Genomic DNA, 26,151 nt, shown 5'->3' with positions numbered 1-26,151 from the left:
CGATTCTACGGCTAGCTCTAGAGGCGTTTTATTATTATTATGATTTTTATCATGAAAAAATTGTACTATTTTACCATTCCCCATTGCTCTTGCCCAATCATGTAAAGTATAGCCATATTTATCGTACTTTTGAAATTCCGTATTCTCATATAAATATTCTACCATTTCTACACATTACCGATTTTTATTGCTAAGTGAATAGCAGACCAACCATACATATTAGGAGCAATCTTTCCTCCCATCTGAACTAAAAATTTTACTATTTCTAAATCATGACCAAGTATTGCTAACTCCAAAGGAGTTCTACATTTAGCATCTGTAGCATTAATATTTTTTTCATTACACAAAGCTTCTACTAACTTTATTTCTTTAGATCCTACCGCTATATGTAAATCCGACCATTTATTATGCCATCGGGTTTACTTTCGCTATCTTAGCTTTTAAAGCTTTAAGACGTGATATTATATAATCTTTAGGGGTAATTTTTGCATATGAGGCATAGTAACTTGGGTGTCTGGTTCCAGTGTTAGAGGTAGTCATTGAATTATTTCCATTATTTAATATATTGCGGCGGCAATTATTAAAATATATTAATAATGTCAATGATAAATGTAGATACCGAGTCGTCATTGCGAGGAAATTACGCAAGTAATTGACGAAGCAATCTCAGGATATTTGACGAGATTGCCACGCAGCCTGTGGATACAAGATACCGTGGTCAAGCCACGGTATGACAGCTAAAAGTACTGGATTCCCGCCTTCGCGGGAATGACATTTATCTCTCAGGCAATAATATCTCTCTTTTACCTGTATGATTCGGTGGTGAGACTATTCTCTCTTTCTCCATCTTCTCAACTAAGTTGGCGGCTTTGTTATAGCCGATTCTAAGCGACCTTTGGATATAGCTAATGGAAGATTTTCGCTCGTCACGCACTATCTGCACGGCTTTTTTGTAAAGCACTTTATCAGATGTGCCGTCACCGATATCAATGCTACTATCGTCTTCTTCAGACTGCTCGGTAACGGCAGAGATATATTCAGGTGTACCGGTCTCTTTCAAATATTCCGTAATTTTCTCAATTTCGGCTTCATTAACAAACGGTCCGTGTACCCTACTTATCTTTGAAGTATTACCCATAAATAGCATATCACCCATACCGAGTAACTGCTCGGAGCCTTGCTCGCCTAAAATCGTTCGGCTATCGATTTTAGAGGTAACTTTAAAGCTAATACGACTTGGAAAATTGGCTTTAATAACACCGGTAATAACGTCTACAGAAGGTCTTTGCGTTGCCATAATAATATGAATGCCTGCCGCTCTTGCCATTTGAGCAAGCCTTTGAATCAGCATTTCAATATCCTTACCGGCAATTAGCATTAAATCAGCCATCTCATCAACAATAACCACAATGTAAGGTAGTTTTTCCATATTCATCGTAACGGTTTCATAAATAGGCTTACCGGTTTCAGGATCAAAACCTGTTTGAATCGAACGCTCAATTACTCTATTCTCTTTAACCGCTTCTAAGATTTTTGCATTATAACCTGCGATATTCTTAACACCGATATTGCTCATCATTCTATAACGGTTTTCCATTTCCTTAACTGCCCATTTAAGAGCAACTACCGCCTTAGAAGGCTCGGTTACCACGGGAGTTAGCAAATGCGGTATTCCATCATAAGCCGATAATTCAAGCATTTTCGGATCGATCATGATAAAGCGGCATTCTTCGGGAGTATAGCGGTATAAGAGCGATACAATCATCGCATTAATACCGACGGATTTACCTGAGCCGGTGGTTCCTGCTACTAATAAATGAGGCATTTTAGCAAGATCGGCAATTAACGGCTTACCTGCTAAATCTTTACCCAAGACTAACGGCAATAAAGTTGATTTGTCTTGGTATTCGGGAGTCTCTATAAGCTCTTTCAAACAAAAGAATTCACGTTGCTTATTAGGAAGCTCAATACCAAGTACGTTTTTGCCGGGTATGACTGCTATCCTTGTTGATAAAGCAGATAGTGAGCGTGCTATATCGCCAGATAATCCTACTACCCTTGATGTTTTAGTACCTGCTGCCGGCTCAAATTCATATTGAGTTACCACCGGTCCTTGATTGATATTAATTATCTGCCCTTTAACTCCAAAATCATTAAGCACGGTTAATAACTCTTCAGCCTTTTGTTTAAGCTCTGAGGAAGAAGCCCCTTTTACATGATGGTTTTCAGGATCACGTAATAAGGAAATAGGCGGCAATTCTGCTATTTCGCTTTGAGATATTTTAGGGCTAACAGGTTTGCTAAAGAATTTTATAGGATTTGCAGGTATGGGTCTTGCTTCTTCAGTGAATTTTACTTTTTCACTTACAGGCTTTTGGTAAGAAGAAGTTATATTTATCTTATCACTTTTTTTAGTAGGGAATAATCTTATCGACGACAATCGTGAAAATACATTATGTAAAAAAGATTGTACCCGATAGATTAAAAATTTACCTAGCTTAATAATAAAATTACTTAAAGAAGTAAATTTAATTTCAAGTAAAACAACTAATATAATAAAGGTAAAAAATATTAATAATAAGTATAGTTGATTTGTAAATCGCTCAAAAAAATTAGAAGCTATTATTCCAATAGCTCCGCCTGCATTTGCCGGTATGAATTCTAGCTTAATCTTAGATAATAACGTGCTACTGCTAACGAGAGCGAGCAACATTACAAATATACGGATAAATGAGCCGCGATATCTTCCATACCAACAATTTCTCACCCAAACAAAGCAAGCAAGCGGTATAATAAAAGCAGCCAATCCAAAAAATTGATATAAACAATCCGATAAATAAGAGCCAAAAATTCCGACTAAATTACTAGGGTACTCTGTTGTGACCGAGTTAAAAGACGGATCGTCTATATTATATGACGTGAGAACAGTAACAATACAAAGCCCGATTATCCCTAAGATAACAGCTTGTACCTTATTGTTTGAAAGAATTTTATTTATGTAATATAGCATAGTTTTAAATATTAAGCTAAATTATGAGTTTTATATCTTTTTCTATAATACTCTATAGGCTTTTCAATAAAGAAATAAATTAAAAAAGAAATAATTATTATTGTTATAAAAGTAACCAACGTATTAAGAAATTTCCCATTATCAGCCCAATATAAAATAGCAGGTAATATGTTATACAAGACAATTAAATGACAACAATATATTGGGTAAGAGAGTAAAGCAATTAATTTATCTAACTTATTATCTTTGGTTAAGTCAAATATTTTTCCTAAAGATAGAGCAAATAAACAATAAAAAAGTAATTTTTTTAGTTGAGGCTCTATTGGGATAAACGGAAAAGTAATAATTATTAATATAATATATAAATAGAGTAATTGACTAAGCCAAGGCTTTTTTTCGTTTATTTCTTTACTAGAATAAATATAAAATGCTTGACTACCGATTAAGAAAATTGCAAGTTCAGAAGGAAAGAATCTATAAGACCAAGGATCTCCTATAAATCCGTTAAACTGAAGAATAATTCTAGTAATTAAAGATATACAAATTATGGATAAAATATAGATATTTTTCTTTTTTAGAATCCAAGGTGCTATTAAATAAAAAGAAATTTCTAACCCAATTGACCAACCAGGAGGTATCAACAAAAATTGATAAAGAGGAGGCGTGGAGTCAGTAAAGTATTTTGTAAAATGTACTGTATTATTATTAATTCCAATAAACATTGTTACATCTTGAAACAACATTGTTAGGTTTGTAAAAATTAAAAAAAACCAGCCGGAAATGGAAGATTATACAATTGCCTTAAAAAAGAAAATTTTTGCTGCAAGAGGAAAGTAGCTAAAATACAAAAGATATAAGTAGGATAAAGCCTTAAATATCTACTTTTCCAAAATTTTATTTTGCTTGTATAATTGCTCTGAATCATAGCCATATAAAAGCCGGAAATCATGAAAAAAGATTGTACTGCGATTTCTGAACCTACAAATTTAAGAAATGGATGAGAATTTGAATGTGCAGCCACAACAGAAAGAGCAAATTAATAACCTAACTACACCCATTATGTTAAATAATAATTATATTAGCAATTATATAATATCCAAAACCTAAATCAAGTAACATAGCAGCACTTCTCAATAATAGGATAAGTTATTTACATTAAAAGAACCATTTTGTATTATAAAAAATACATTTTTTTACTTGAGTGAAAGGTAACCAAAATTCATGACTATAAAAATCCATACGGAAAAAGATTTCATAAAGATGCGAGCAGCTGGGAAATTAGCTGCAGAGACACTCGATTTTATTACTGATTACGTAAAGCCGAACGTCACTACTAATAGTTTAAATGACCTTTGTCATAATTTTATTACTTCTAATAATGCCATTCCTGCACCGTTAAATTACAAAGGCTTTCCGAAATCGATTTGTACTTCTATAAATCATGTGGTTTGTCATGGCATTCCAAACGATAAGCCATTAAAAAACGGTGATATAGTAAATATTGATGTTACGGTAATTTTAGACGGTTGGTACGGTGATACTAGCCGTATGTATTATGTTGGTGACGTAGCAATTAAGCCAAAGCGTCTTATTCAAGTAACTTATGATACAATGATGAAAGGGATTGAAGTAGTTAGACCTGGTGCTAAACTCGGTGATATCGGACATGCTATTCAAAGCTATGCCGAGAAACATAATTATTCTGTGGTTAGAGATTATACGGGTCACGGTATCGGAAGAGTTTTTCATGACCAACCGTCAATATTAAATTACGGTCGCAGCGGCACGGGTATAACGTTAGAAGAAGGGATGTTTTTCACCGTTGAACCTATGATAAATGCCGGTAATTACGACACTATATTAAGTAAACTAGATGGATGGACGGTTACTACACGTGATAAATCATTATCGGCTCAATTTGAGCATACTATAGGCGTGACTAAAGACGGTTTTGAAATATTTACGTTATCACCGAAAAAATTAAAATACCCTCCATATTCAATTTGATTCACACAATGTTAGAAAATAATTTGATAGAATTCGGTAATGATGAAATAGGTACGCCTCATTATATAGGTCACCGTAAAAGGGTAAAAGAACGCTTCGTTACCGCCGGAGCAGAACATTTTTCCGATTACGAATTACTTGAAGTAATGTTATTTTCGGCTATCCCTCGTAAAGACGTAAAGCCTCTTGCTAAAAAGTTACTTGACCATTTTGATATTACGGATTTAATTAATCTTGATAAAGAAAGGCTACTTAGTATTAAAGGTACTAATGAAAATTTATATATTAATTTTGCTCTAATACGTGAGTTGATAAATAGAGTATTGAAACAAAAAATAATAAATAAAAATATTATTGCTTCTTGGAGTTCTTTGATTGATTATTTAAAAGTTAATATGGGCAATATGCGACTCGAGCAATTTCGTATATTATTTTTGAATAAGAAAAATATTTTACCGATGAGGTTTTAAGTCAAGGAACTATAGACCAAGCTGCGGTATATCCACGTGAGATAATTAAACGAGCTTTATTTAACGAAGCAAGCAGCCTTATACTTGTGCATAATCATCCAAGCGGTAGCCCTGAACCTTCAAAAGCCGACATTCATATGATAAATAAGATAGTAGAGACATGCCAAACCGTAAATATTATAGTACATGATCACGTCATTATAAGTAATAACAAATATTATAGTTTTAAATCTAATATGTTACTATGAATATAAATAGCTATAGCATTTTAGACTTCCTGCATAACGTAGCTAATAAAGAGGAATTTGCAGGAAACACGGGAGCGCTTGCCGCCGCAGCGTACACTTTAGTACGTGAGGATGCGAGTACCGGATTGACGCACAAATTACCTTTAGGAGCAAGTTATGCAGGAAGTCTACTATTTATTTTTTCTTTTATAGCAACCGCTATATTAACATATATATTAACTAAATATCTTCCTGCAATCGGTTTAGTTGATGTACCGAGTAGTCGTCGCTCTCATGATAAGATAACACCGCGCGGCGGCGGTCTTGCTATTGTAATTGTCGTAATGATTGCTTTGAGCGGATTTGAATATATAACAAGCAATAATCTTATTAATTCAACAAAAATACTACCTTTATTATTGGTAATTTCCTCGGTTTCTTTTTTAGATGACTTAAAAGCCGTACCTATTCTAATTCGTTTAATAGTCCACTTAATTTGTGCAGCTTTTGCTATTTTTCTTTTTTCACAGGTAAATTCCGTCCATATACTAATATATTCTATTTTAGTTATAGCTTTAAGCGGCTTTATTAATATATATAATTTTATGGACGGTATAGACGGTATGAGCTGCATAGAATCTATTCATCTATCTAGCACTATGCTTATATTATGTTTTTTACAATTTCCTACTATTGATAACTCGTATTTTATATCTAGTGTAAATGTTATTATTCTTGGTTGTTCTTGTGGTTTTTTAATATTTAATTGGCATCCGGCAAAAATATTTTTAGGAGATGTGGGAAGTATTAGCCTTGGATTCTTAACGGGTCTTTGCTTGCTCCTGCTTGCTCTTACAAGCACTAATTTATTTATAGCTTGTGCTATTGCTAACTTATATTACATTACCGATGCCGTACTAACCATATTAATTCGGCTACTCAATAAAGAAAAAATTTGGCAGCCTCATTTAAAGCATTTTTTCCAAAAAGCAGTACAAAAAGGTAAGTCTCATAAACAAGTAGTATCGATTATAGCAGTTTGTAATATATTTTTAATGATCATATCGGTTACATCTTTACATTTTCCCGTAATATCTATAATGCTTGCTTTAGCCGTCATAACTTTAACAGTGCAGAGTTTATTAAAATGAAGCTAATTAAAGAGGATATTGATAAAATAGTTAGACGTATATTTGCCAAACAACATCCATTGCTGCCTGAAATCATGATTAACTGGAATAAAATAGTCGGATTTAACTTCAGTACTAAAGCATTACCTTTAAAAATCACCACCTATACTTATAAAAAACAAAAGATTAATACGCTGTTTATACAAGCAGAAGATAATGCTACGGCAGCAGAATTACCTTATTATCAAGATATTATTCTAGAACGTATTAAAATTTATTTAGGCTTTGAAGCAATACATCAAATGAACGTAACGTTTTATAAGCAAAAGCCTAAAGTATGAGAATTAAGTCATGCTCTCTTCGTGTGGATTTCTTGAATTAAAATATCCGCCGGAATATTTAAATTTTTATGTAATTTTCTAATCATAGATAAAGTAAGAGGTCTTCTTTTATTAAGAATTTCAGATACTTTACTTCTTGAACCTATGCTCTTTTCTAAATCTTTTCTAGAAAGTCCAAGCTGTTCTATCCTAAAATTAATTGCTTCAATTGGGTCAGGTGCTTCTATTTTATAATGTTTATTCTCATAATCTTCTACTAATATTGATAATATTTCTAATTTTTCAGCTTTTGAGGAATTTTCTTTTGCATATAATAAATTATCTAGTTCTTTTAATGCTTCTTTATATTCTTTTTCTGTTTTTATAATATTTATTTCCATACTCAAATCTCCTTAACATTTATCTTATCATACTCTGCATGCGTTCCCACAAATCTTATGACCATTGCCTGCGTGAATACTCAATCGTCAATGCGAGCAGGCGTTGTTGCGTAGATACCCAAGTCGTCATTGCGAGGATCTGTAGGCGACGCGGCAATCCAGAAAATAATTAAAAAAATTCTGTAAATCAGAATTTTTTACTGGATTGCTTCGTCAATTACTTCGTAATTTTCCTCGCAATGACGAAAAAGCTGAATCATGCGATAATACCTTACAGTCGCTTAGCTCATGACGCCTCAGTATCCACGTAGGCAATACCAAGGCACACAAACAAAAAAAGGAGTCTTTGATTAAAGACTCCTTTTTAGCTTGTAAAAAGATTTGAGAGTTAATTACATATCAAATCTTAATCCTGCCATTAAGTTATTACCTTTATAACGGGTTCCACCAAATTTAACTTTATTTCCGGCAACATTTTTAGTATTAGTTTTTGATTTACCGTAATCTGTCCAGCTATAAACGAGTTCTGCTTTCACACCTTGTGCTACTTCAAATGAAGTTCCTAAAGATAATTGATAAGCAAAGTTGGTTTTGTTTTTAGTGGTTCCTGAAAAATTAGTACTACTAATAACATTATTATTAGCAACAGTCTTAGTTGAAATATTTACTTTTTCCTTTACTAACGCAGCACCGACACCTGCTCCTGCAAAAACTTTAAACATACTTAAATCAATAAAATCTACATAACCGTTAAGTAATGCACTTACAATAGTAGGTTTATGTTTTACTGATACTGTAGCAGTGCCGCCAGGACCACTTGTAAACACACCTCCTGGAATCACAACACCATTAATAATAAGTTGTCCACCTGCTGAAATAACCGATGGTACAGTAGTAACAGTAGAGCTAGAGGTTGAAACATTTGTAGACTTTTTCATGTAGTTATTTGTTACCATTCCAATTGTGAAATCAGTTCTTAAATTATCCATGATATAATAACCTGCTCCAATATTACCGGTAAAACCTGTATTGGATTTTAACTTAACACTGCTATTTGAAGATTTCGCTTTATCAAAAATCACGCCACCGGCATTAAGTTTTAAATACCATTGATTTTCCAGAGATGATGACATCGATGAATTAGTAGATGAATCTACAGAAGAATTCATATCGCAATCAGCGAATGAAAGACCGGAAGTTAAAAGTGCTGTGCTTGCAGCTGCTATTAAAAGTAATTTTTTCATATTGTTAAATTTTTCCTTTAAATTTTATTAGTTGTTAGTAAAAACGATATTAGATAATAATTTTACAATTTTTACCTAAATTCGATAAAAAATAGTTTTAAGTGACATTTCTGAGTTGTCGTTTAATGTCACTCCGTGGCTTGACCACGGAGTCCAGTCTTTTTTTTGTATTTCTAGATCCCGTGGTCAAGCCACGGAATGACATTAGATTATTACCTAAAACTATTAATATATTCTTGTTAATTATATATCAAATCTTATACCGGCTGTTAAGTTGTGGCTTTGATAACGCATGCCACCGGTTGGTACACTTGTTCCTTGGTAAATTACATTCTTACTTTTTGTTCTACCATCATATATCCAGCTATAAGCTAGTTCTGCTTTAACACCGTCGGCAATTTGCGCAGAAGTACCTAAAGTTAGCTTGTAAGAGATATTAGTTCTGTTTTTAGTGTTAGATGAAAGACCGGTTATCCCATTATATGTAATTTTTTCTTTAACTAATGCAGGACCAACACCGGCACCAGCAAAAACATCGAACATATCAAAATTAGTTAAATCTACATAACCGTTAATAAGTAAACGTGTAATAGTAGGTTTATGGCTTGCTGAAACATTAGTACCGGTAAAAGGTGCATTAGTCGCAGCTCCGGATTTCTTTAACTTCCCACCGATTATAGTACCTAAAGTTAAATCGGCTCTAAAATTTTCGGAAATATAATAACCGATACCTAAATCAACTGGAACAGTTATATTAGATTTTAATTTAACACCGGTTGCCTTATCTTTTTCTTTATTAAACATTGCTGCACAGGCATCTATTCTTAAATACCACTCATTATCCATGCCCTCGGCAAATGATACGCTAGAAGATAAAATTGTTGCACTTGCAGCTATTAAAAGTAACTTTTTCATGATTAGCACCTCAAAATTAAATAATTAAACATTATCTTAATAGCATATATAACATATTATATTTTTTAGTTCTATATTTAATCGGCAATTAGATTCATATAATAAAGCTTTTATTAAGTTTTGTGACAAAATAAACACATTATAGTTAATTCATGTTATTTATGTATTTATTAAACTTATCTTTCTCATCTTTAAATTTATCGGCATCAGGCAAAGCAGGTTTTTTTTTGGTAATATTTTTCCATCCTTTATTTTCTATAAAATCTTTTGCACGTTCTACCCATTCTATTAACTCCGGTGATTCGGGTTTAATAGCATCTATAGGACAATCAGGAATACACACGCCACAATCTATACATTCATCAGGATTGATAACTAGCATAAATTCACCTTCATAGAAACAATCTACGGGACATACTTCAACGCAATCGGTATATTTACATTTTACGCATTCATCGGTTACAACATAGGTCATTTTGTTATCGATTCTTAATTTTATCGATTAATATAGAGGTTCTTAAAAGTAATACTAACAAAAAATATAGTATAAAACTTATAAACATAATAACTAAAGGCTTTAACATTGAAGAATGAATAGTATGAGAACCAAACCTTAAAACACTAGCAGGCTGATGCAGACTATACCAAATATTTACCGAGAATTTTACTATCGGTATGTTAATCAGTCCGATAATAGCAATAATCGAAGCAGGATTTTGTGCTTTTCTTATATTATCCGCACTATTCACTATAATAATATAGCTTAAATATAATAAAAATAATATGAGCATGGAGGTAAGTCTTGCATCCCAAACCCACCATGTCCCCCATATAGGTTTTCCCCATAAAGAACCTGTTACTAAACTAATCAAAGTAAAAGTAGCTCCAACGTAACTAGAAGCTACGGCTAGCAAATAGCTAATAGTAGTTTTCCATACTAAATAGCTAAAGCTGCATGCTGCCATGAAAACATAAACACCAAGGGCCATCCAAGAAGCAGGAACATGAACATACATAATGCGTACAAACTCACCTTGCTGATAATCTACCGGCGAAACTATGAGGGCTAAATAAAGACCTATAATCATCATTAGGAAAGTAGATATAGCTAATATAAGTATTATAACCTTCGATAATTTATTAAAATAATAGGGGGTTAATAGTTTTAGCATATTTTCTTACTTCTTTATTTCATTCTTGCAATCCTCTATGTCATTCCCGCAAAAGCATTGTTGCGTGTATAGGTTTTTCATTTGTCATCCCGCGACTTGATCGCGGGATCCAGTTAAAAATACTAAAATTTATTAGTATTTTTAAGTTATTTTTATGGATACCGTGGTCAAGCCACGGTATGACACCGAGCATACTTTATGATCCACGCAGGCAATGCTCTACCATGATTATCGTATCCTTTTAAAAAACTCTTTCATTAATAGCCCCGAATCTTCGGCAAGAATTCCGCTATATATTTCCGGTCTATGAAAACAAGCACTACTGTTAAAATATCGTAAATTACTTTCGACTGCTCCGTGCTTGGAATCAGAAGCCCCGTAAAATAAACGTTTTAACCTGCTATGAGCTATAGCTGCCGCACACATAGCACAAGGTTCTAAAGTAACGTAAATATCATAATCATTTAAATTTTTAGAAGATATAAGATTACATGCTTCATTAATAACAATAATTTCAGCATGACAAAGAGCGTTATTTTTTTCTTCCGTATTGTTATGGGTACTAGCAATAATTTTCTGATTTAACCTATCTACAATCACCGCTCCGACCGGAACTTCATTTTTATCAAAAGCAATCCGTGCTTGTTTTAAAGCTTGCTCCATGAAAAAATTATTAAAATTAGCTTCTTTATCTAACAATATATTCACGGTAATTTACGTGTTCTTCGATTCCAAAAGGATCTTGGTGGATAATTATTTCAGCCTCCGAAAATTCCTGCAATATTTCAAAAGCAATCTCATCGCTAATTTTATGAGCATTATAAAGCGACATATTGCCGTCTATTTCCAAATGGCACTGGATAAAAGCTTTTTGACCGGCATATCTAGTTTTCATTTCGTGCATACCTTTTACGCCTAAATGGTTATTAACTATCGAGATAATTTTTTGTCTATCTTGTTCGGGTAATTCATGATCTACTAAATTTTTAAATGCCTTTTTAAATAAAGAATAAGAAGAGTGAAATATATATAACGAAATAACTACACCAAATAATGGGTCAACAAACCAAAAATAATCACTTAAATTTATAGAGATAATTACTATAACATTAGTTAGTAAGTCTGTGAAATAATGAAGCTTATCGGCTTTTACTATTTCCGATCCTGTTTTTTTAATTACATAAGTTTGATAAAGTACTAAAATAATTGTTAAGAATATACATACATACATTACAGTAGTACCGTCGCTAATATTCTCCGGTTTTGTTTTTTCAAATAACGATTTAACCGAAGAAAAGCCTACAAAAAAAGCTGAAGCAAAGAAAAATATCGATTGAGAAAAAATTGTTAAATCCTGCATTTTTTCATGCCCGAATCGATGATGATGATCCGGCGGTTGCAGGGCAAATCTTAAAGCTATTAAATTAATAAAGGAGGAAGTTATATCAAGCATCGAATCAATTAAAGAAGCAAGGATTGATTGCGAATCGGTAACAACCCAAGCATATAATTTTATACTTAAAATAATTAATGCCGTAGTAACCGATAAATAAGATGCCGATTTTATTAACCGATTACGGCTATTAGTATCCATGACAAATCTTTCCAATTTATTTTTTATAGTTTAACAAAGAAAATATAAAATTCAATTATAATTAGGTTCCGTGAACAAAATTAAAAATAATATTTTAAAATACAAATAATTTAAATTTTGTTTACAGAATCTGGTTTTAACTTTACAAAATTCTAAAAACCATATACTTATTAAATTATATATTAATATATATTAATTTAGAGAGAATTATATGAAACTATTATCTAAAATTATGATTATAGCTCTTGCAGCTTCTATATTACAAGCCTGTAACGGTCCGGGCGGTATGAATAAACAAGGTACAGGAACACTTCTTGGCGGTGCCGGCGGCGCATTACTTGGCTCTCAATTCGGTAAAGGTAAAGGACAGCTTGTCGGAGTAGGTGTAGGTGCATTACTTGGAGCAGTTCTTGGTGGACAAATCGGTGCAGGTATGGATGAGCAGGATAGAAGACTTGCAGAACTCACCTCACAAAGAGCTTTAGAAGCAGCTCCTAGCGGTAGTAGTACAGAATGGCGTAATCCGGATAACGGCAATTACGGTTACGTAACACCTAATAAAACTTATAGAAATAGTACAGGTCAATATTGCCGTGAGTACACTCAAACAGTTGTAATAGGCGGAAAACAACAAAAAGCATACGGTAATGCATGCCGCCAACCTGACGGACAATGGCAAGTTGTGAATTGATAGACCAAACGTCATTGTGAGCAGGCATTGCCTGCGTGGATCAATTCCTGTGCATACCACGACTTGATCGTGGTATCTCAGGACTCAGCCTGTGACACAAGATCCCGTGGTAAAGCCACGGGGATGACATCCCTTAAACTAAGAGAGCAATCATGACTTTCATAATAACAAGTACGACGTTTAAACATAATGACCGCATTCCTGATAAATTTACTTGTAAAGGACAAAATGTTTCACCGCATCTAGAATGGAATAATGCTCCTGCAGATACTAAATCTTTTGCACTTATCATGGATGATCCGGATGCACCGGTAGAAATAGCACCACCGCACGGTATATGGGATCATTGGATAATCTATAATATTCCTGCTTCTGTTACTAAGCTTTCAGAAGGACAAATAGATAGCAATATTAAAATTTTAAATAATAGCTGGAAAGAAAAAAAATACAGCGGTCCTTGTCCACCTGCCGGCAAACCTCATCGTTACTTTTTTAAACTATACGCTCTAAATGATTATCTTGAGCTTGATGAGAATGCTAGTAAACAAGATTTAGTGTTGGCTTTGCAAAAACATTTACTTGCCGAAGCAGAACTAATCGGCATTTATTCTACATAATGCAGCCACGGGATGACAGGAGTGAACCGATACATGCAAAAACCTATAATCGAGTTTCGTAACGTATCTAAAAAATTCGGTAATAAATTGCCGATAAATAATGTTAGTTTCACTGTCAAAAAAAATAATATAACTACTTTAATTGGACCTAACGGTGCAGGAAAAACTACCATAGTACGATTAATGCTTGGCCTTGAAAAACCTACAAACGGCGAGATTATAATTGATCCCAAATTAAAAATCGGATATGTACCGCAGAAGTTCGGATTAACCCCTGATCTACCTATTACAGTAAAAAAATTTTTAGATTTGTTAGCACCTAGTAATTTTAATAACAATATTAAAGAGATTAAATCATTAATTGATTTGGAACATATAAAAGATCAAGAAATTTCTAAGCTCTCAGGAGGGCAGTTTCAAAAGGTAGTTCTTGCATGTTCAATAGTTAATAATCCCGACTTAATTATTTTAGATGAACCGTTACAGTCTTTAGACGTAACAAGCCAACAAGAATTTTATCAGCTTATTAATTTGATTCGTAAAAAGCTAAATATTACGGTTTTTATGATTTCTCATGATTTATTTACCGTAATAAAAAACTCCGATCAAGTGATATGCTTAAACGGTCATATATGTTGTAGCGGAATACCAAACGAAATAACTCCTAACTCTGAATTCTCAAATGCACTTTCTTCTCTAGGCTTCTATACCCACCACCACGATCATAAGCATTAGATAACCGTTCACGAGTATTGCGTGGCTTATTATTCCTCTCTGTCATCCCGTGATTTATTCACGGGATTCAGTAAACATATAAAATTAAATTTTTATATGTTTACTGAATCCAGTGGTCAAACCGGTTGTTGCATGCATGGGTTTTTTCGTCATTGCGAGGAAAAACTGTAAGTTTTGACGAAGCAATCCAGTAAAAATTTTTTATTATTTTTCTGGATTGCCACGCAGCCTACGGCTGCTTGCAATGACGATTCGATATCTATGAAACAAGGCTGGTCAAGCCACAGGATGACAGAGAGGAATAATAGGTCACGCAACACCCGTGAACGCTAACGGCATTATACTTATTCCAAATATTGCTTTAAATATCTACCGGTATGGCTTTCCTCACAAGCAGCGATATCGGCAGGAGTGCCGCATACAACTATCTTACCGCCTTTGTCACCGCCTTCAGGACCGACATCAATAATATAATCTGCCGTTTTTATAACATCTAAATTATGCTCGATAACTAAAACGGTATTGCCCATATCAACAAGTTTATGTAATACTTTTAACAATTTATTAATATCGTCTATATGTAGTCCTGTAGTCGGTTCATCAAGTATATAAAGCGTTTTACCGGTTGAACGTCTTGATAATTCTTTAGCAAGCTTAACACGTTGTGCCTCGCCTCCTGAAAGAGTAGTAGCAGACTGACCGATTTTGATATAACCTAGACCCACCTCATTTAAGGTAATTAGTTTTTCATAGATTAATGGTATTTTTTCAAAAAATTGCATTGCATCTTCTACCGTCATCATCAAAATATCAGCAATAGACTTGCCTTTATATTTTATTTCAAGCGTTTCTCTATTATATCTGTGACCATTACAAATATCACATTTCACATATACGTCAGGTAGGAAATGCATCTCAATTTTAATCAGCCCGTCACCTTGGCATGCTTCACATCTACCGCCTTTAACGTTAAACGAAAATCTGCCTACTTTATACCCTCTAGCTTTTGATTCAGGTAATTCCACAAACCAATCCCTAATATGGGTAAAGGCACCTGTATAAGTCGCAGGGTTTGAACGAGGAGTTCTACCTATCGGAGATTGATTAATATCGATAATTTTATCAATATATTCAAGTCCTTTTAATTCTCTATATTTGCCGGGAAATACTTTGCTAGTTGGCTCTAAATGCTTTAGAGCCGCTTTATATAGAGTATGAATCATCAAGCTTGATTTACCGCTTCCCGATACTCCCGTTATAGCAGTAAAAGTACCAAGCGGAATTTTGATATCAACATTATCTAAATTGTTGGAAACCACCCCAAGTAATTCAATTGCCCTATTATCATGCCCTACTCTTGTTTCAGAAGGCACTTTGATTGTTTGACGACCGCTTAGATACCTACCTGTAATACTTTCTTCAAAATTCTTTATTTCTTCAGCATTTCCTTCCGCAATAACACGACCGCCGTGAATACCGGCTCCCGGTCCTATATCAATAATATGGTCTGCTTCATACATTGTTTCTTCGTCATGCTCGACTACCAAAACGGTATTACCCAGATCTCTAAGCCTTTTTAGTGTCTCAATTAATCTTGTATTATCTCGTTGATGAAGACCGATAGACGGCTCATCAAGTACATATAAAACACCGCTAAGCCCTGAACCTATTTGAGATGCAAGACGAATACGCTGACTTTCCCCTCCCGATAAAGTACCTGCTTCTCGTGATAACGTTAGATAATCAAGCCCAACATTCATAAGAAATTTTAATCTCTCGGTAATTTCTTTGAGTATACGTTCGGCAATAAATAATTGCTTTTTATTTAATTTTTCTTCTAAGTGACTAAACCATTTTTGCAAGGCTGCAATACTCATACCTGCTACTTCGCCTATATGAAGATTCGCTATTTTAACGCATAATGCTTCGTCTTTTAATCTAAACCCTGAGCAGGCAGTACATTTATGTTCTGACTTAAATTTAGCTAGTTCTTCTTTAATTAAAACCGATTCTATAGTACGGTCCTTTTCTTGCAAACTTGGTATTATACCGGCAAAAGGTTGTTTTATTATTTGCGTTTTAGAACCGTCGTGAAATTCAAACTTTATTGCCTCTTCTCCTGAACCTTCAAATAAAATATCCTTAACATTTTGTGATAAACTTACAAAAGGTACTTCAATAGAAAATTTATAATGATCGGCAAGAGCCTTTAATGTCTCTAGGATAAATTTAGAAGATGTACTACCCCAAGGCACTATTGCACCGTCTTTAATAGAAATTCTTTGATCCGGAACTATTAAATCTCTATCAAAGAAAAACTCTTTACCTATTCCTTCACATTTAGGACATGCTCCAAAAGGGCTATTAAAAGAAAAGATTCGAGGCTCTATTTCAGTAAGCTGAAAACCCGATACCGGACAAGAATATTTTTCGGAAAAAGTAATATGCTGATTTTTTTCAAACTCGGTCTTAACTGCCGGCGGCAATTCTACAATTTCCAAATAAGTAATACCCTCGGCAAGATTTAACGAACTCTCTAAGCTATCTGCAAGCCTATTACCTAAACTTTCGTCTAGAACTATTCTATCAACGATGACTTCTATATTATGCTTCTTATTTTTATCAAGTTTCGGTAAATCATCAATTTCGCAAACCTCACCGTTAACTATTAATTTCTGAAAGCCTTGTTTTTTCAGATTCATAATTTCACGTTTGAACTCACCCTTATGTCCTCTAACAATAGGAGCGAGTAAATATACTTTCGTACCTTTAGGTAGTTCATTAATTATATCTACCATCTCGGAAACCGTTTGGCTACGTATCGGAAGACCGGTTGCCGGAGAGTAAGGAATACCCACCCTTGCATATAATAACCTAAGATAATCGTAAATTTCCGTTATAGTTCCAACCGTAGAACGAGGATTTTTAGAAGTAGTTTTTTGGTCAATTGCAATAGCAGGCGATAATCCGGAAATAGATTCCACATTCGGTTTATTTTGTAAATGTAAGAATTGCCTTGCATATGAAGATAAGCTTTCAACATATCGCCTTTGACCTTCTGCATAAATAGTATCAAAAGCTAAAGAAGACTTGCCTGAACCGCTAAGACCGGTGATAACAACAAATTTATTCCTTGGAATATCAACATTTATATTTTTTAGATTATGCTCTTTAGCACCGCGTACCTTAATATATTCTTGGTTCATAATCACTTCACTACAAAATTTTTGAGATATTTTTTAAAAAACCTGTAGTATTATAGGCTCTTTTATTTTATTATTGCAATAATAATATTTTAAAATAGGTAGTAATCTATGGCAGGTAGTTTAAATAAAGTAATATTAATAGGTAATGTAGGGCGTGATCCGGAAATTAGAACTACGGGCGAAGGGAAAAAAATCATTAATCTTTCCTTAGCAACAACCGAAACTTGGAAAGATCGCATTACCAGCGAACGAAAAGAACGAACTGAATGGCATAGAGTAGTGATATTTAGTGAAGGGTTAGTATCTGTTGTAGAACGCTATGTCACAAAAGGTAGTAAATTATATATTGAAGGTTCATTGCAAACCCGTAAGTGGAATGATAATTCAGGTCAAGAAAAATATACCACGGAAGTTGTGTTACAAAACTTTAATTCACAATTAATATTATTAGATAGTAAAAACTCTAATAATCATACTCAAGATTCAGGGCATAGCGAATATAAACATCCTGAAACTAAAAATCATTCCTTTGATCATAGCGACTTAGACGACGAAATACCGTTTTAATTATTTTCTGTCATCATTGCGAGCAGGTATTGCCTGCCCTGCGTGGTTCGATAAAATTCACTGTGTCATCCCGTGGTCAAGCCACGGGATGACAGAGGTGCAATTGATCCACGCAACAATGCCCACTCGCAATGACGATTTGATGTCCACACAGGAATGTCATTAAAGCCATGTAAATAACTCCACCAAATATAACCTTAAATATTATGAAAAAACTTCTTTGTATAATATTCCTTACATCAATATTTCTTTCAGGGTGTTCTACTACCCATGATGTAGCTAGTAGGGTAAAGCATTCGCAAGATATAGCAACTCAAAATAACTTTCAGATGCAGCTAGTAAACGGAGGTGATTTTACTCTTACGACTTATCAGCGTATTACCGACCGTAACCTACCTTTTGTATTCTATATTGAGGGAGATGGACATCTTGCGGATAGATCTGCTAATTCCAACAACCCTACTCCCGTTAATCCGATGCTCTTAAAGCTTGCTACAATGGATAAAAGACCGAATATTGTTTATATAGCAAGACCTTGCCAATATACTCCTTTAGAAATGAACTCAAAATGCATTAGCGATTATTGGTTAGATAAAAGAATGGGGCAGGAAGTCGTAGATTCAATTAACAATGTCATAAATATTATCAATAACGGACAAAAATTTAGCTTAGTCGGCTTCTCTGGTGGCGGCGGGCTTACAATATTAATTGCCGCTCAAAATAGTAATGTTAAAGATATTATAACGATTGCCGGTAATTTAGATACTGAAAAATTTGATAAATATCATAATTATCGTGGTTACTTAGTTAAATCGTTAAACCCGATAAATTATGCAAAGCAGGTTAATAATATCCCTCAATTACATCTCTCCGGTATGGAGGACAAAAGAGTCCCGCCTTTCATAGCAGAACTTTACGTAAAAACAAGTAACTCACTATGTGTAAAAAAACAAACTTTTCCTAATATTTCTCATGCAAAAGGTTGGGATAAAGTTTGGTCTAATATATTATATATTCCTCTGATTTGTAATTAGGCATTGGGAAATATTATTAATCTATTTAAATTATATAAGACAAAATCCTTTATTGACTTTTATACAAAACAGTATAATTTTTTTACAATTTAATTTTTTATACAAAAATTATGCTAGGCTACGAAAAAGAACAAAGAAGTTTGACAAAAGAACAGAAACAAGCTGTAGGGTTGTTATCTGTAGGAACCTTATTGGAATATTTTGATCTTATGCTTTATGTCCATATGTCCGTACTTCTTAATGAGCTTTTTTCCAAAAGCTGATGCTTATGCTACTTCGCTTTACTCTATAGCAGCTTTATGTGCTACTTTTATCTTTAGACCACTCGGGGCTCTCGTTTTTGGATATTTAGGCGATACATATGGGCGAAAAACTACAGTAGTTATAACAACTATGGTGATGGCTACTTCGTGCATAGTAATGGCATTACTTCCTACTTACAATTGGTATAACAGCTTCTATTATAATAATATTATGTAGAATTGTTCAAGGTATGTCCTCAATGGGAGAGGTAATAGGAACAGAAGTTTATTTAACCGAGTTTACTAAGCTATGATGATGGCTACTTCGTGCATTTAAGGCTTGAGTGATATTTTCATAATGCTCTCTCAGCTTATTTTGATTATTCTCTTTTAGAGCAGTATTTGTAAGTTCATTATCATAATTTTCTAAGTTACCGAACTTTCTATCATTATTTATATTCTCAGCCATATTTTCAACTAACTAATTAAACAAAGATAAAAATAATCATGTATTACGAATAAATAAATGTCAATAATTACTCACCTCAATATATCTACTTTATCTAATTGTTCCCATGTAAAATTTTCGTCTTCACGGCCGAAATGACTGTAAGCAGTCGTTTTTTGATAACATGGAGTGCGAAGCTTAAGATGTTTAATAATTCTGCCTGGACGCATATCAAAATGCTGTGTTATGAGCTTAGTAATTTGTTCGTTGCTTAATTTGCTAGTACCGAAAGTTTCAGCGTAAATAGATACGGGAGCAGCAACGCCTATTGCATAAGATATTTGTATTTCACAGCGATCGGCAAGTCCTGCTCCTACTATATTCTTAGCAATATAGCATGCCATGTAAGCAGCCGACCTATCTATTTTGGTTGGGTCTTTTCCTGAAAAGCAACCATCGCCGTGTCTTGCCATTCCTCCATAGCTGTCCACGATAATTTTCCTACCGGTTAAACCGCAATCTGCAACAGGACCGCCTATAACAAACCTACCTGTCGGGTTAATTAGATATTTAGTGTCTTTATGAAGTAAATGGCTTGGTAATGCCTGTTTAATAATTTCTTCCATTACTGCTTCAATAAGGTCTTTTTGTTGTATTTCCGGATGATGCTGAGTTGATAAAACTACCGCATCAATGGCAATCGGTTTGTTATTTTCATATCGTAACGTGACTTGTTATTTTGCATCGGGTCTAAGCCAAGATAAAACATTTTGTTTACGCAAATATGCTTGTCTTTTCATTAAAAGATGAGCGTAGTAAATCGGTGCAGGCATTAAACTATCCGTCTCGTTACAAGCATAACCGAAAACCATACCTTGATCTCCTGCACCTATTTCATCGTCATTTGCATTGTCAACACCCATAGTTATATCGGGTGATTGTTTAATTATAGAAGAAATTACGGCACAACAGCTACCGTCAAATCCATAATTTGGATTATTATAGCCAATTTCTTGTACTTTACTCCGTACTATTTGCTCAATATCCACATAATTACTAGTAGTAATTTCACCTCCCACTAGAACTAGACCGGTTGTTACAAAAGTTTCGCAGGCAACACGACCGTTAGGGTCTTGTTTTAGAATCTAATCAAGTACCGTATCTGAAATTTGATCGGCAATTTTGTTCGGATGCCCTTCAGAAACTGACTCAGACGTAAATATAAAATTTTTCATAAATTACTCTCCTTTTAAAATTCTTGAAATGACTTTATTAAAGTTTTAGCGTCAGATGCTTCATAACTTATCAAATCTCTTATAAATTCTACTTTACCGAATAGTTCTTCGGAAGCATTAAAATGTACTGATCCTAAATAACCTTTATAGTTTATCAAAATCATCCATGCAACAACACCTAAGGCTGCTTGCAATGACGACTTAGCTTCGCAGGAATGACCAACTATTCAATGAATTTCCATCCAGTTATTACCTGCTCTAATTTCGGTTATAATCGGTACATCCATATTAGTAGAGTTTTCCATGATTTTTTTAATAATGGGTATTATAATTTCTACTTCCTCGATCGGTGCTTCAAATAGTAATTCATCATGAATTTGCAGTACTAATCTTGTTTTAAGTTTACGTTTTTCTATTTCTTGATCTAGATTGATCATGGCAATTTTAATTATATCGGCATTAGTTCCTTGAATCGGAGCGTTAATAGCCGCACGCTCTGCAAATTGTTTAAGCTTTTTATCATGAATTAGAGGTACAAAACATTTTCTGCCGAAGAAATTTGTGACATAGCCGTTGCTACTTGCAAAAGCTTTTGTTTGCTCCATATATTCTTGTACTCCTTTATATTCGGCAAAATATTTCTTGATATATTCGGATGCTTTGCCGTTAGTAACATTTAATTGCTTAGCAAGCCCAAAAGCACTTATACCGTAAATAATACCAAAATTTATAGCTTTTGCTTTACGTCTATGTTCGCTAGTTAGTTCGTGTTTTTGTAAGTTAAAGATCTGACAAGCGGTTTGAGTATGGATATCGTCTTTATTGATAAATGCTTGTTTTAATGCATCTATATTTGCGATATGGCTTAATATTCTAAGCTCAATTTGAGAATAATCGGCAGATATTAATTTATAATCTTTTTCAGCGATAAAAGCTTGTCTGATTTTATTCCCTTCACTAGAGCGAATCGGTACGTTTTGCAGATTAGGTTCTTGTGAGCTAAGTCTTCCTGTAGTGGTAGAAGTTTGTAAAAATGTCGTATGTACCCGCTTAGTTATATTATCTATCTGTTTCGGTAAACTATTGGTGTAAGTATTCTTTAATTTTGTAAGCTGTCGCCACCTTAGTAATAAATCAGCTATGTTATATCCATGCTCACTAAGTTTTTCTAGTATTTTCGCTCCTGTTGAGTAAGAGCTTGCTTTAGCCGAAACTTTACCGAAAGGTAATTGCATTTTTTCAAATAAAATCTCACCTAATTGTTTTGGCGAACCAATATTAAATTTAGTTCCGCTAAGAGCAAAAATTTCTTCTTCAAGTTTTAGAATTTCTGCTCCAAATTCAGCGGATAATTGTTTTAGGTAATTAGCATCTACTTTAATACCCACTTTCTCCATTTTATCTAAAATAAAACAAATAGGTAAATCAATGTCGCTATAAAGTCTAAAGGCTTTGTTGTCTTTAAGCTCCAATATAGTTTGCTTATAAAGTGAGATAAAGTTTATTACTATTTTTGCTGATTCGATAATTATATTTTCTATCAAAGTTTCTTTCAAAGCTTCTTCAAATAAATTTTTCTGTGATAAACCGGCAGATAACGCATATTGCATTAGTTCTAAATCCTCTATAGCCGTAATTTCATGAGATTGGTTTGCATAAAATTTCATTAAAGGTTTAAGAGAGTAAGTAATTTTTTTTATAGATTTATCGACTAGTAAATTGAAGATTATATCCGAAAACCAGTTGTTATTAGTTTTAGTATTATAAGAAAATAGATTATGAGAAGTGTTAGAAATTTTTATAATATAGCTTTGGTTTTGCAGTGATAAAATAAAAGCAAGATTATCTCCTTTATGCTGCAGTAAGTATATTCCAAATATTCCTATTTTCTCAGCTTCTTTAGCAAAATTTGCTAACTCACTAGCATTACTAATTTCTTTTGCTTCGGTTACTTTATTATCTGCTATCTCTTTGTGGTCATTAATTTTAATATCGAATAAATTTTCTGCTCTTTTATATAAAGATTTAAAACCGTATTCTTGTAAAAATCCTGTTAATTTATCGCTATTTGGAGGTGACCATTCTAAATTATTCAGCTGGAAATCTAAATCAACATTAGAATCAAGCCCTATTAACTGCCATGAAATTAACGCTGCTTCTTTAGAATTTTGTAAAGTTTCACGTTGTTTTACGCTTGAGACTTGGTCTAAAGAGTTAAATATATTTTCTACAGAACCAAATTGTGTTATAAGACTACTTGCCGTTTTTGGTCCGATAGATGGCACACCCGGAATATTATCCGATCTATCGCCGATTAAAGCCATCACTTCACGTAATTTATCAGAAGTAGTACCGAATTTTTTAACAACATCCTCCTCTGTAATATATTTCCCTTTTAACGGATCATATATTTTGATGTTTTCACTCATTAACTGCAATAGATCTTTATCGGAAGAGATAATAATGACCTCTTCTCCAAGCATGACCGTTTTAGTAGCAAAGGTTGCGATAATGTCATCGGCTTCATAACCGTTCTTCTCTAGAATAGGAAAATTTAAACTACTTGCAACATCACGAACTAAAGGTAATTGTACAATTAAATCTTCAGGAGGAGGCGGACGATTAGCTTTATACTCAGGATAAATATGATGACGGAAATTTTCCCCGCCGCTGTCGAATACTACAGCGACATGTTTAGGCTTAAAGTCACTCAGTAATTTTAGTAGTATTGAAGTGAAGCCGTAAAGAGCACCGACAGGCTCGCCTTTCGGCGAAGTTAAAGGCTGTTGTGCATAATAGGCTCTAAAAACAAATCCGTATCCGTCTATGAGTAATAAGGTATTTTTTTGAGTCATTTTATGATTTTATTTTTAATTAAATCGTCATTGCGAGGAAATTGCATAGCAATTGACGAAGCAATCTCAGGAGTTTATTATTACTTCATGAGATTGCCGCGCAGCCTACGGCTGCTCACAATGACGACTCAATATTCGTGCGGGCAAATGACGTAGCAAAGCCTCACAGTCCTACTAGACTTTTAGCAAAATCATGTCGGTTGAATATTTTTAAGTCCTCTATCTTCTCGCCTATACCGATAAAGTATACGGGTAAATTAAATTTTTGTACTACTCCGACAAGTACTCCGGCTTTAGCACTGCCGTCTAGTTTAGTCACGATAAGCCCCGTCAAATTAGTAGCATCATTAAAATGTTCTACTTGATTATAAGTATTTTGTCCGGTAATAGCATCAATTACTAAAATGCTATGAGTGGGTGCATTCTCGTCTAGTTTTTTTATAACTTTTACAATTTTAGACAGTTCATCCATCAAATTTTTCTTATTATGAAGTCTGCCTGCCGTATCGATAAAAAGTATATCGATATTTTGTTTTATCGATTCTTCCATAGCACGGTAAGCAACACTCGCAGGGTCAGCCGATTCTTCACCGGTAATAAGTAGTGCATTTGCTCTATCTACCCAAGTACTTAGCTGATTTACGGCAGCTGCTCTAAAAGTATCGCAGGCCGCAACTGCTACTTTTTTCCCTTGTGCTGAGTACATTGCAGCAAGCTTACCTATAGTCGTGGTTTTACCTGCTCCATTAACACCGCAAACTAAAATTACGTTTAATTTATTTGCATCTAAAGTAAAAGGAATTTCTGATTTTGATAGCTGCTGTTCTACTAATTCAGCTAGTGCATCTTTTACTGTATCACTATCTATTTCTTTGTCAAATTTTACCTTTTTAAACTCTTCAATAATATTAGTTACTACCGAAACACTCATATCACTTGAGATAAGTAGCTCTTCTAGCTCTTCTAGAGTTTCTGCATCTAATTTTTTCTTGTAAAATATTTTGTCGATACCTTCCGATATTTTATTAGAAGTTTTAGATAAACTTTGTTTTAATTTACTAAATATCGAAATCATATTAGATAGTTTTTTGTTTTATGGGTGTTGGTGTTACGCCTGCTTCGGTGTCATACCGTGGCTTGTCCACGGTATCCAGAAAAAATTAAAAAAGACTGTGGACCCCGTGGTCAAGCCACGGGGTGACACAGTGGTGGAATTGATCCACGCAGATAAGCCCCCTTACAATGACGATTAAGGTACTTATCTCTTCTTCTTATTTTTGCTTTTGTTTTTATTTCCGTCGGTGGTTTTATTGAATCTACCTAAATTTTTAACAAATTTTTGTAATCCGTTAAGTTCCGTTCCATATGTCCTAGTATATTCACGGACTGTTTCTATATCTTGTCTATGAGAATCATCTATTACTACTACTTCCTGCATAAAATTATTAGCATCAAACGTAATTTTTACTATTTTTTGCTTTTCAATTTTTGGATTAAGCCAAGCTCTTTGAGACATAACTCTCTCAACATAATACCAGGTATTTTGGGAATATTCCGGTACCATAGTAGGCGTACCTATTAATTCTACGACTTCCGCTTTGTTTAGTTTTTTAGACTCTAATTTTACAAGTGCCGAATCATCTATGGATTGCCCTCTATTTTCGATAGTTTTGCAGCCGCTTAAGGAAAAAAAGGCTAATATACTAAAAATGTATGTTATAAAAATTTTCATAAGTTTAATTTTATCTAGATTTTATTACAAGATTATAATATACTGCTTCACTAATTTGACAAATACTTTTTAATTTATATTTAGAGAGGCTAATAATGGCAGTTCCAAAGAAAAAAACATCAAAATCAAGACGTAATATGAGACGTTCACATTTAGCACTTGGTAAAGTTAACGTAATAGTTGACTCGCAAACTGGCGAATATAAGCTTCCGCATCACGTTTCTTCAGTTGACGGGACTTATAATAATCGTCAAGTAGTAACGAAAAAAATTGAAACTGAAGAAGAAGTAGCCTAAAGC

General features: G+C 33.8%; 27 protein-coding genes and 5 pseudogenes. 13 read left to right on the top strand and 19 right to left on the bottom strand.

Annotation, left to right across the window (positions count from 1 at the left end; translation table 11 throughout):
• Positions 1-3 precede the first annotated feature (3 nt).
• The 4 genes and pseudogenes from REIP_RS12060 to REIP_RS13545 all read right to left on the bottom strand — a co-directional run.
• A pseudogene (locus REIP_RS12060) lies at positions 4-404 on the bottom strand (ankyrin repeat domain-containing protein); the annotation flags it as partial.
• 371 nt (positions 405-775) lie between these two features.
• On the bottom strand, positions 776-3,010 hold the full coding sequence (locus tag REIP_RS01300; protein WP_045803620.1) for a DNA translocase FtsK: 2,235 nt from the start codon (positions 3,008-3,010) through the stop codon (positions 776-778).
• 11 nt (positions 3,011-3,021) lie between these two features.
• Positions 3,022-3,753, bottom strand: coding sequence for an acyltransferase family protein (locus tag REIP_RS10585; protein ID WP_156147386.1), 732 nt, complete (start codon positions 3,751-3,753; stop codon positions 3,022-3,024).
• A gap of 17 nt (positions 3,754-3,770) precedes the next feature.
• Positions 3,771-4,031 (bottom strand): acyltransferase family protein, encoded by a 261-nt coding sequence (locus REIP_RS13545; protein ID WP_410525686.1) that lies wholly within the window; start codon positions 4,029-4,031, stop codon positions 3,771-3,773.
• Positions 4,032-4,231: 200 nt separating this feature from the next.
• Here REIP_RS13545 and map point away from each other — a divergent pair, with 200 nt between their 5' ends.
• From map to REIP_RS01270, 5 genes and pseudogenes are all read left to right on the top strand, one after another.
• Positions 4,232-5,017 (top strand): type I methionyl aminopeptidase, encoded by a 786-nt coding sequence (map, locus tag REIP_RS01290; protein WP_008581103.1) that lies wholly within the window; start codon positions 4,232-4,234, stop codon positions 5,015-5,017.
• Positions 5,018-5,025: 8 nt separating this feature from the next.
• Positions 5,026-5,334 (top strand): annotated as a pseudogene (locus tag REIP_RS10580) (UPF0758 domain-containing protein); the annotation flags it as partial.
• Positions 5,335-5,340: 6 nt separating this feature from the next.
• Positions 5,341-5,745: pseudogene (locus REIP_RS10575) on the top strand (JAB domain-containing protein).
• Positions 5,732-6,865, top strand: coding sequence for a palindromic element RPE1 domain-containing protein (locus tag REIP_RS01275; RefSeq protein ID WP_082068194.1), 1,134 nt, complete (start codon positions 5,732-5,734; stop codon positions 6,863-6,865). Before REIP_RS10575 ends, REIP_RS01275 begins: the two are co-directional and overlap by 14 nt.
• Entirely contained in the window at positions 6,862-7,185 is a 324-nt protein-coding gene (locus REIP_RS01270; RefSeq protein WP_023507229.1) for a DUF721 domain-containing protein, read from the top strand. Before REIP_RS01275 ends, REIP_RS01270 begins: the two co-directional genes overlap by 4 nt.
• A gap of 8 nt (positions 7,186-7,193) precedes the next feature.
• Here REIP_RS01270 and REIP_RS01265 read toward each other — a convergent pair whose 3' ends face one another.
• The 8 genes from REIP_RS01265 to REIP_RS01235 form a co-directional block, all read right to left on the bottom strand.
• Entirely contained in the window at positions 7,194-7,565 is a 372-nt protein-coding gene (locus REIP_RS01265; RefSeq protein ID WP_023507230.1) for a type II toxin-antitoxin system HigA family antitoxin, read from the bottom strand.
• A 392-nt stretch (positions 7,566-7,957) separates the two neighbouring features.
• Positions 7,958-8,809 (bottom strand): outer membrane protein, encoded by an 852-nt coding sequence (locus REIP_RS01260; RefSeq protein WP_045803619.1) that lies wholly within the window; start codon positions 8,807-8,809, stop codon positions 7,958-7,960.
• Positions 8,810-9,052: 243 nt separating this feature from the next.
• Positions 9,053-9,724: an outer membrane beta-barrel protein gene (locus tag REIP_RS01255; RefSeq protein ID WP_045803618.1), complete on the bottom strand. Its 672-nt coding sequence runs from the start codon at positions 9,722-9,724 to the stop codon at positions 9,053-9,055.
• Between the two features lie 145 nt (positions 9,725-9,869).
• The gene (gene fdxA / locus REIP_RS01250; protein WP_008581083.1) at positions 9,870-10,199 is read right to left on the bottom strand and encodes a ferredoxin FdxA; all 330 of its coding nucleotides are present in this window, start codon (positions 10,197-10,199) and stop codon (positions 9,870-9,872) included.
• Positions 10,200-10,203: 4 nt separating this feature from the next.
• Positions 10,204-10,896 carry a heme ABC transporter permease gene (locus REIP_RS01245; RefSeq protein WP_008581082.1) on the bottom strand — a complete coding sequence of 231 codons (693 nt, stop codon included), beginning with the start codon at positions 10,894-10,896 and terminating at the stop codon, positions 10,204-10,206.
• 40 nt (positions 10,897-10,936) lie between these two features.
• Positions 10,937-11,089: a hypothetical protein gene (locus REIP_RS12050; RefSeq protein WP_231569152.1), complete on the bottom strand. Its 153-nt coding sequence runs from the start codon at positions 11,087-11,089 to the stop codon at positions 10,937-10,939.
• Positions 11,090-11,124: 35 nt separating this feature from the next.
• Complete coding sequence (locus tag REIP_RS01240) at positions 11,125-11,604, bottom strand: nucleoside deaminase (RefSeq protein WP_045803617.1); 480 nt, start codon at positions 11,602-11,604, stop codon at positions 11,125-11,127.
• Positions 11,585-12,490: a cation diffusion facilitator family transporter gene (locus REIP_RS01235; protein ID WP_008581078.1), complete on the bottom strand. Its 906-nt coding sequence runs from the start codon at positions 12,488-12,490 to the stop codon at positions 11,585-11,587. The genes REIP_RS01240 and REIP_RS01235 overlap by 20 nt, the downstream gene beginning before the upstream one ends.
• 211 nt (positions 12,491-12,701) lie before the next feature.
• On the opposite strand from REIP_RS01235, the gene REIP_RS01230 reads away from it, so the two are divergent.
• The 3 genes from REIP_RS01230 (at position 12,702) to REIP_RS01220 (ending at position 14,533) form a co-directional block, all read left to right on the top strand.
• Positions 12,702-13,181: an RT0821/Lpp0805 family surface protein gene (locus REIP_RS01230; protein ID WP_023507237.1), complete on the top strand. Its 480-nt coding sequence runs from the start codon at positions 12,702-12,704 to the stop codon at positions 13,179-13,181.
• A 152-nt stretch (positions 13,182-13,333) separates the two neighbouring features.
• Complete coding sequence (locus REIP_RS01225) at positions 13,334-13,798, top strand: YbhB/YbcL family Raf kinase inhibitor-like protein (protein WP_045803616.1); 465 nt, start codon at positions 13,334-13,336, stop codon at positions 13,796-13,798.
• A gap of 33 nt (positions 13,799-13,831) precedes the next feature.
• Entirely contained in the window at positions 13,832-14,533 is a 702-nt protein-coding gene (locus REIP_RS01220) for a metal ABC transporter ATP-binding protein (protein ID WP_045803615.1), read from the top strand.
• Positions 14,534-14,877: 344 nt separating this feature from the next.
• Here REIP_RS01220 and uvrA read toward each other — a convergent pair whose 3' ends face one another.
• The gene (gene uvrA, locus REIP_RS01215) at positions 14,878-17,739 is read right to left on the bottom strand and encodes an excinuclease ABC subunit UvrA (protein WP_045803614.1); all 2,862 of its coding nucleotides are present in this window, start codon (positions 17,737-17,739) and stop codon (positions 14,878-14,880) included.
• Positions 17,740-17,847: 108 nt separating this feature from the next.
• Between uvrA and REIP_RS01210 the strand changes: the two genes are divergently transcribed.
• From REIP_RS01210 to REIP_RS08885, 4 genes and pseudogenes are all read left to right on the top strand, one after another.
• Positions 17,848-18,306 (top strand): single-stranded DNA-binding protein, encoded by a 459-nt coding sequence (locus REIP_RS01210; protein WP_023507241.1) that lies wholly within the window; start codon positions 17,848-17,850, stop codon positions 18,304-18,306.
• A 16-nt stretch (positions 18,307-18,322) separates the two neighbouring features.
• On the top strand, positions 18,323-18,472 hold the full coding sequence (locus REIP_RS11445; protein WP_197069175.1) for a hypothetical protein: 150 nt from the start codon (positions 18,323-18,325) through the stop codon (positions 18,470-18,472).
• 40 nt (positions 18,473-18,512) lie between these two features.
• Positions 18,513-19,340, top strand: a complete 828-nt coding sequence (locus tag REIP_RS01205; RefSeq protein ID WP_045803613.1) for an alpha/beta hydrolase family protein — start codon at positions 18,513-18,515, stop codon at positions 19,338-19,340.
• 110 nt (positions 19,341-19,450) lie between these two features.
• A pseudogene (locus tag REIP_RS08885) lies at positions 19,451-19,890 on the top strand (MFS transporter); the annotation flags it as partial.
• Here REIP_RS08885 and REIP_RS01195 read toward each other — a convergent pair.
• The 6 genes and pseudogenes from REIP_RS01195 to REIP_RS01170 form a co-directional block, all read right to left on the bottom strand.
• On the bottom strand, positions 19,869-20,051 hold the full coding sequence (locus REIP_RS01195; protein ID WP_045803612.1) for a hypothetical protein: 183 nt from the start codon (positions 20,049-20,051) through the stop codon (positions 19,869-19,871). The pseudogene REIP_RS08885 and the gene REIP_RS01195 sit on opposite strands and share 22 nt — an antisense overlap.
• Positions 20,052-20,122: 71 nt before the next feature.
• A pseudogene (gene metK / locus REIP_RS10550) lies at positions 20,123-21,265 on the bottom strand (methionine adenosyltransferase).
• A gap of 14 nt (positions 21,266-21,279) precedes the next feature.
• On the bottom strand, positions 21,280-21,423 hold the full coding sequence (locus tag REIP_RS01185) for a hypothetical protein (RefSeq protein ID WP_231569151.1): 144 nt from the start codon (positions 21,421-21,423) through the stop codon (positions 21,280-21,282).
• Between the two features lie 69 nt (positions 21,424-21,492).
• The gene (polA, locus tag REIP_RS01180; RefSeq protein WP_045803611.1) at positions 21,493-24,120 is read right to left on the bottom strand and encodes a DNA polymerase I; all 2,628 of its coding nucleotides are present in this window, start codon (positions 24,118-24,120) and stop codon (positions 21,493-21,495) included.
• A 163-nt stretch (positions 24,121-24,283) separates the two neighbouring features.
• Positions 24,284-25,195, bottom strand: a complete 912-nt coding sequence (gene ftsY / locus REIP_RS01175; RefSeq protein WP_023507135.1) for a signal recognition particle-docking protein FtsY — start codon at positions 25,193-25,195, stop codon at positions 24,284-24,286.
• A 183-nt stretch (positions 25,196-25,378) separates the two neighbouring features.
• Positions 25,379-25,852, bottom strand: a complete 474-nt coding sequence (locus tag REIP_RS01170) for an outer membrane protein assembly factor BamE (protein ID WP_023507136.1) — start codon at positions 25,850-25,852, stop codon at positions 25,379-25,381.
• A 95-nt stretch (positions 25,853-25,947) separates the two neighbouring features.
• Here REIP_RS01170 and rpmF point away from each other — a divergent pair, with 95 nt between their 5' ends.
• On the top strand, positions 25,948-26,148 hold the full coding sequence (gene rpmF, locus REIP_RS01165; protein ID WP_045803610.1) for a 50S ribosomal protein L32: 201 nt from the start codon (positions 25,948-25,950) through the stop codon (positions 26,146-26,148).
• The last annotated feature ends 3 nt before the right edge of the window (positions 26,149-26,151 follow it).

It is taken from the genome of Rickettsia endosymbiont of Ixodes pacificus (assembly GCF_000965155.1).
GTDB classification, from domain to species: domain Bacteria; phylum Pseudomonadota; class Alphaproteobacteria; order Rickettsiales; family Rickettsiaceae; genus Rickettsia; species Rickettsia tamurae.
This window is presented reverse-complemented; position numbering and strand designations above follow the sequence as displayed.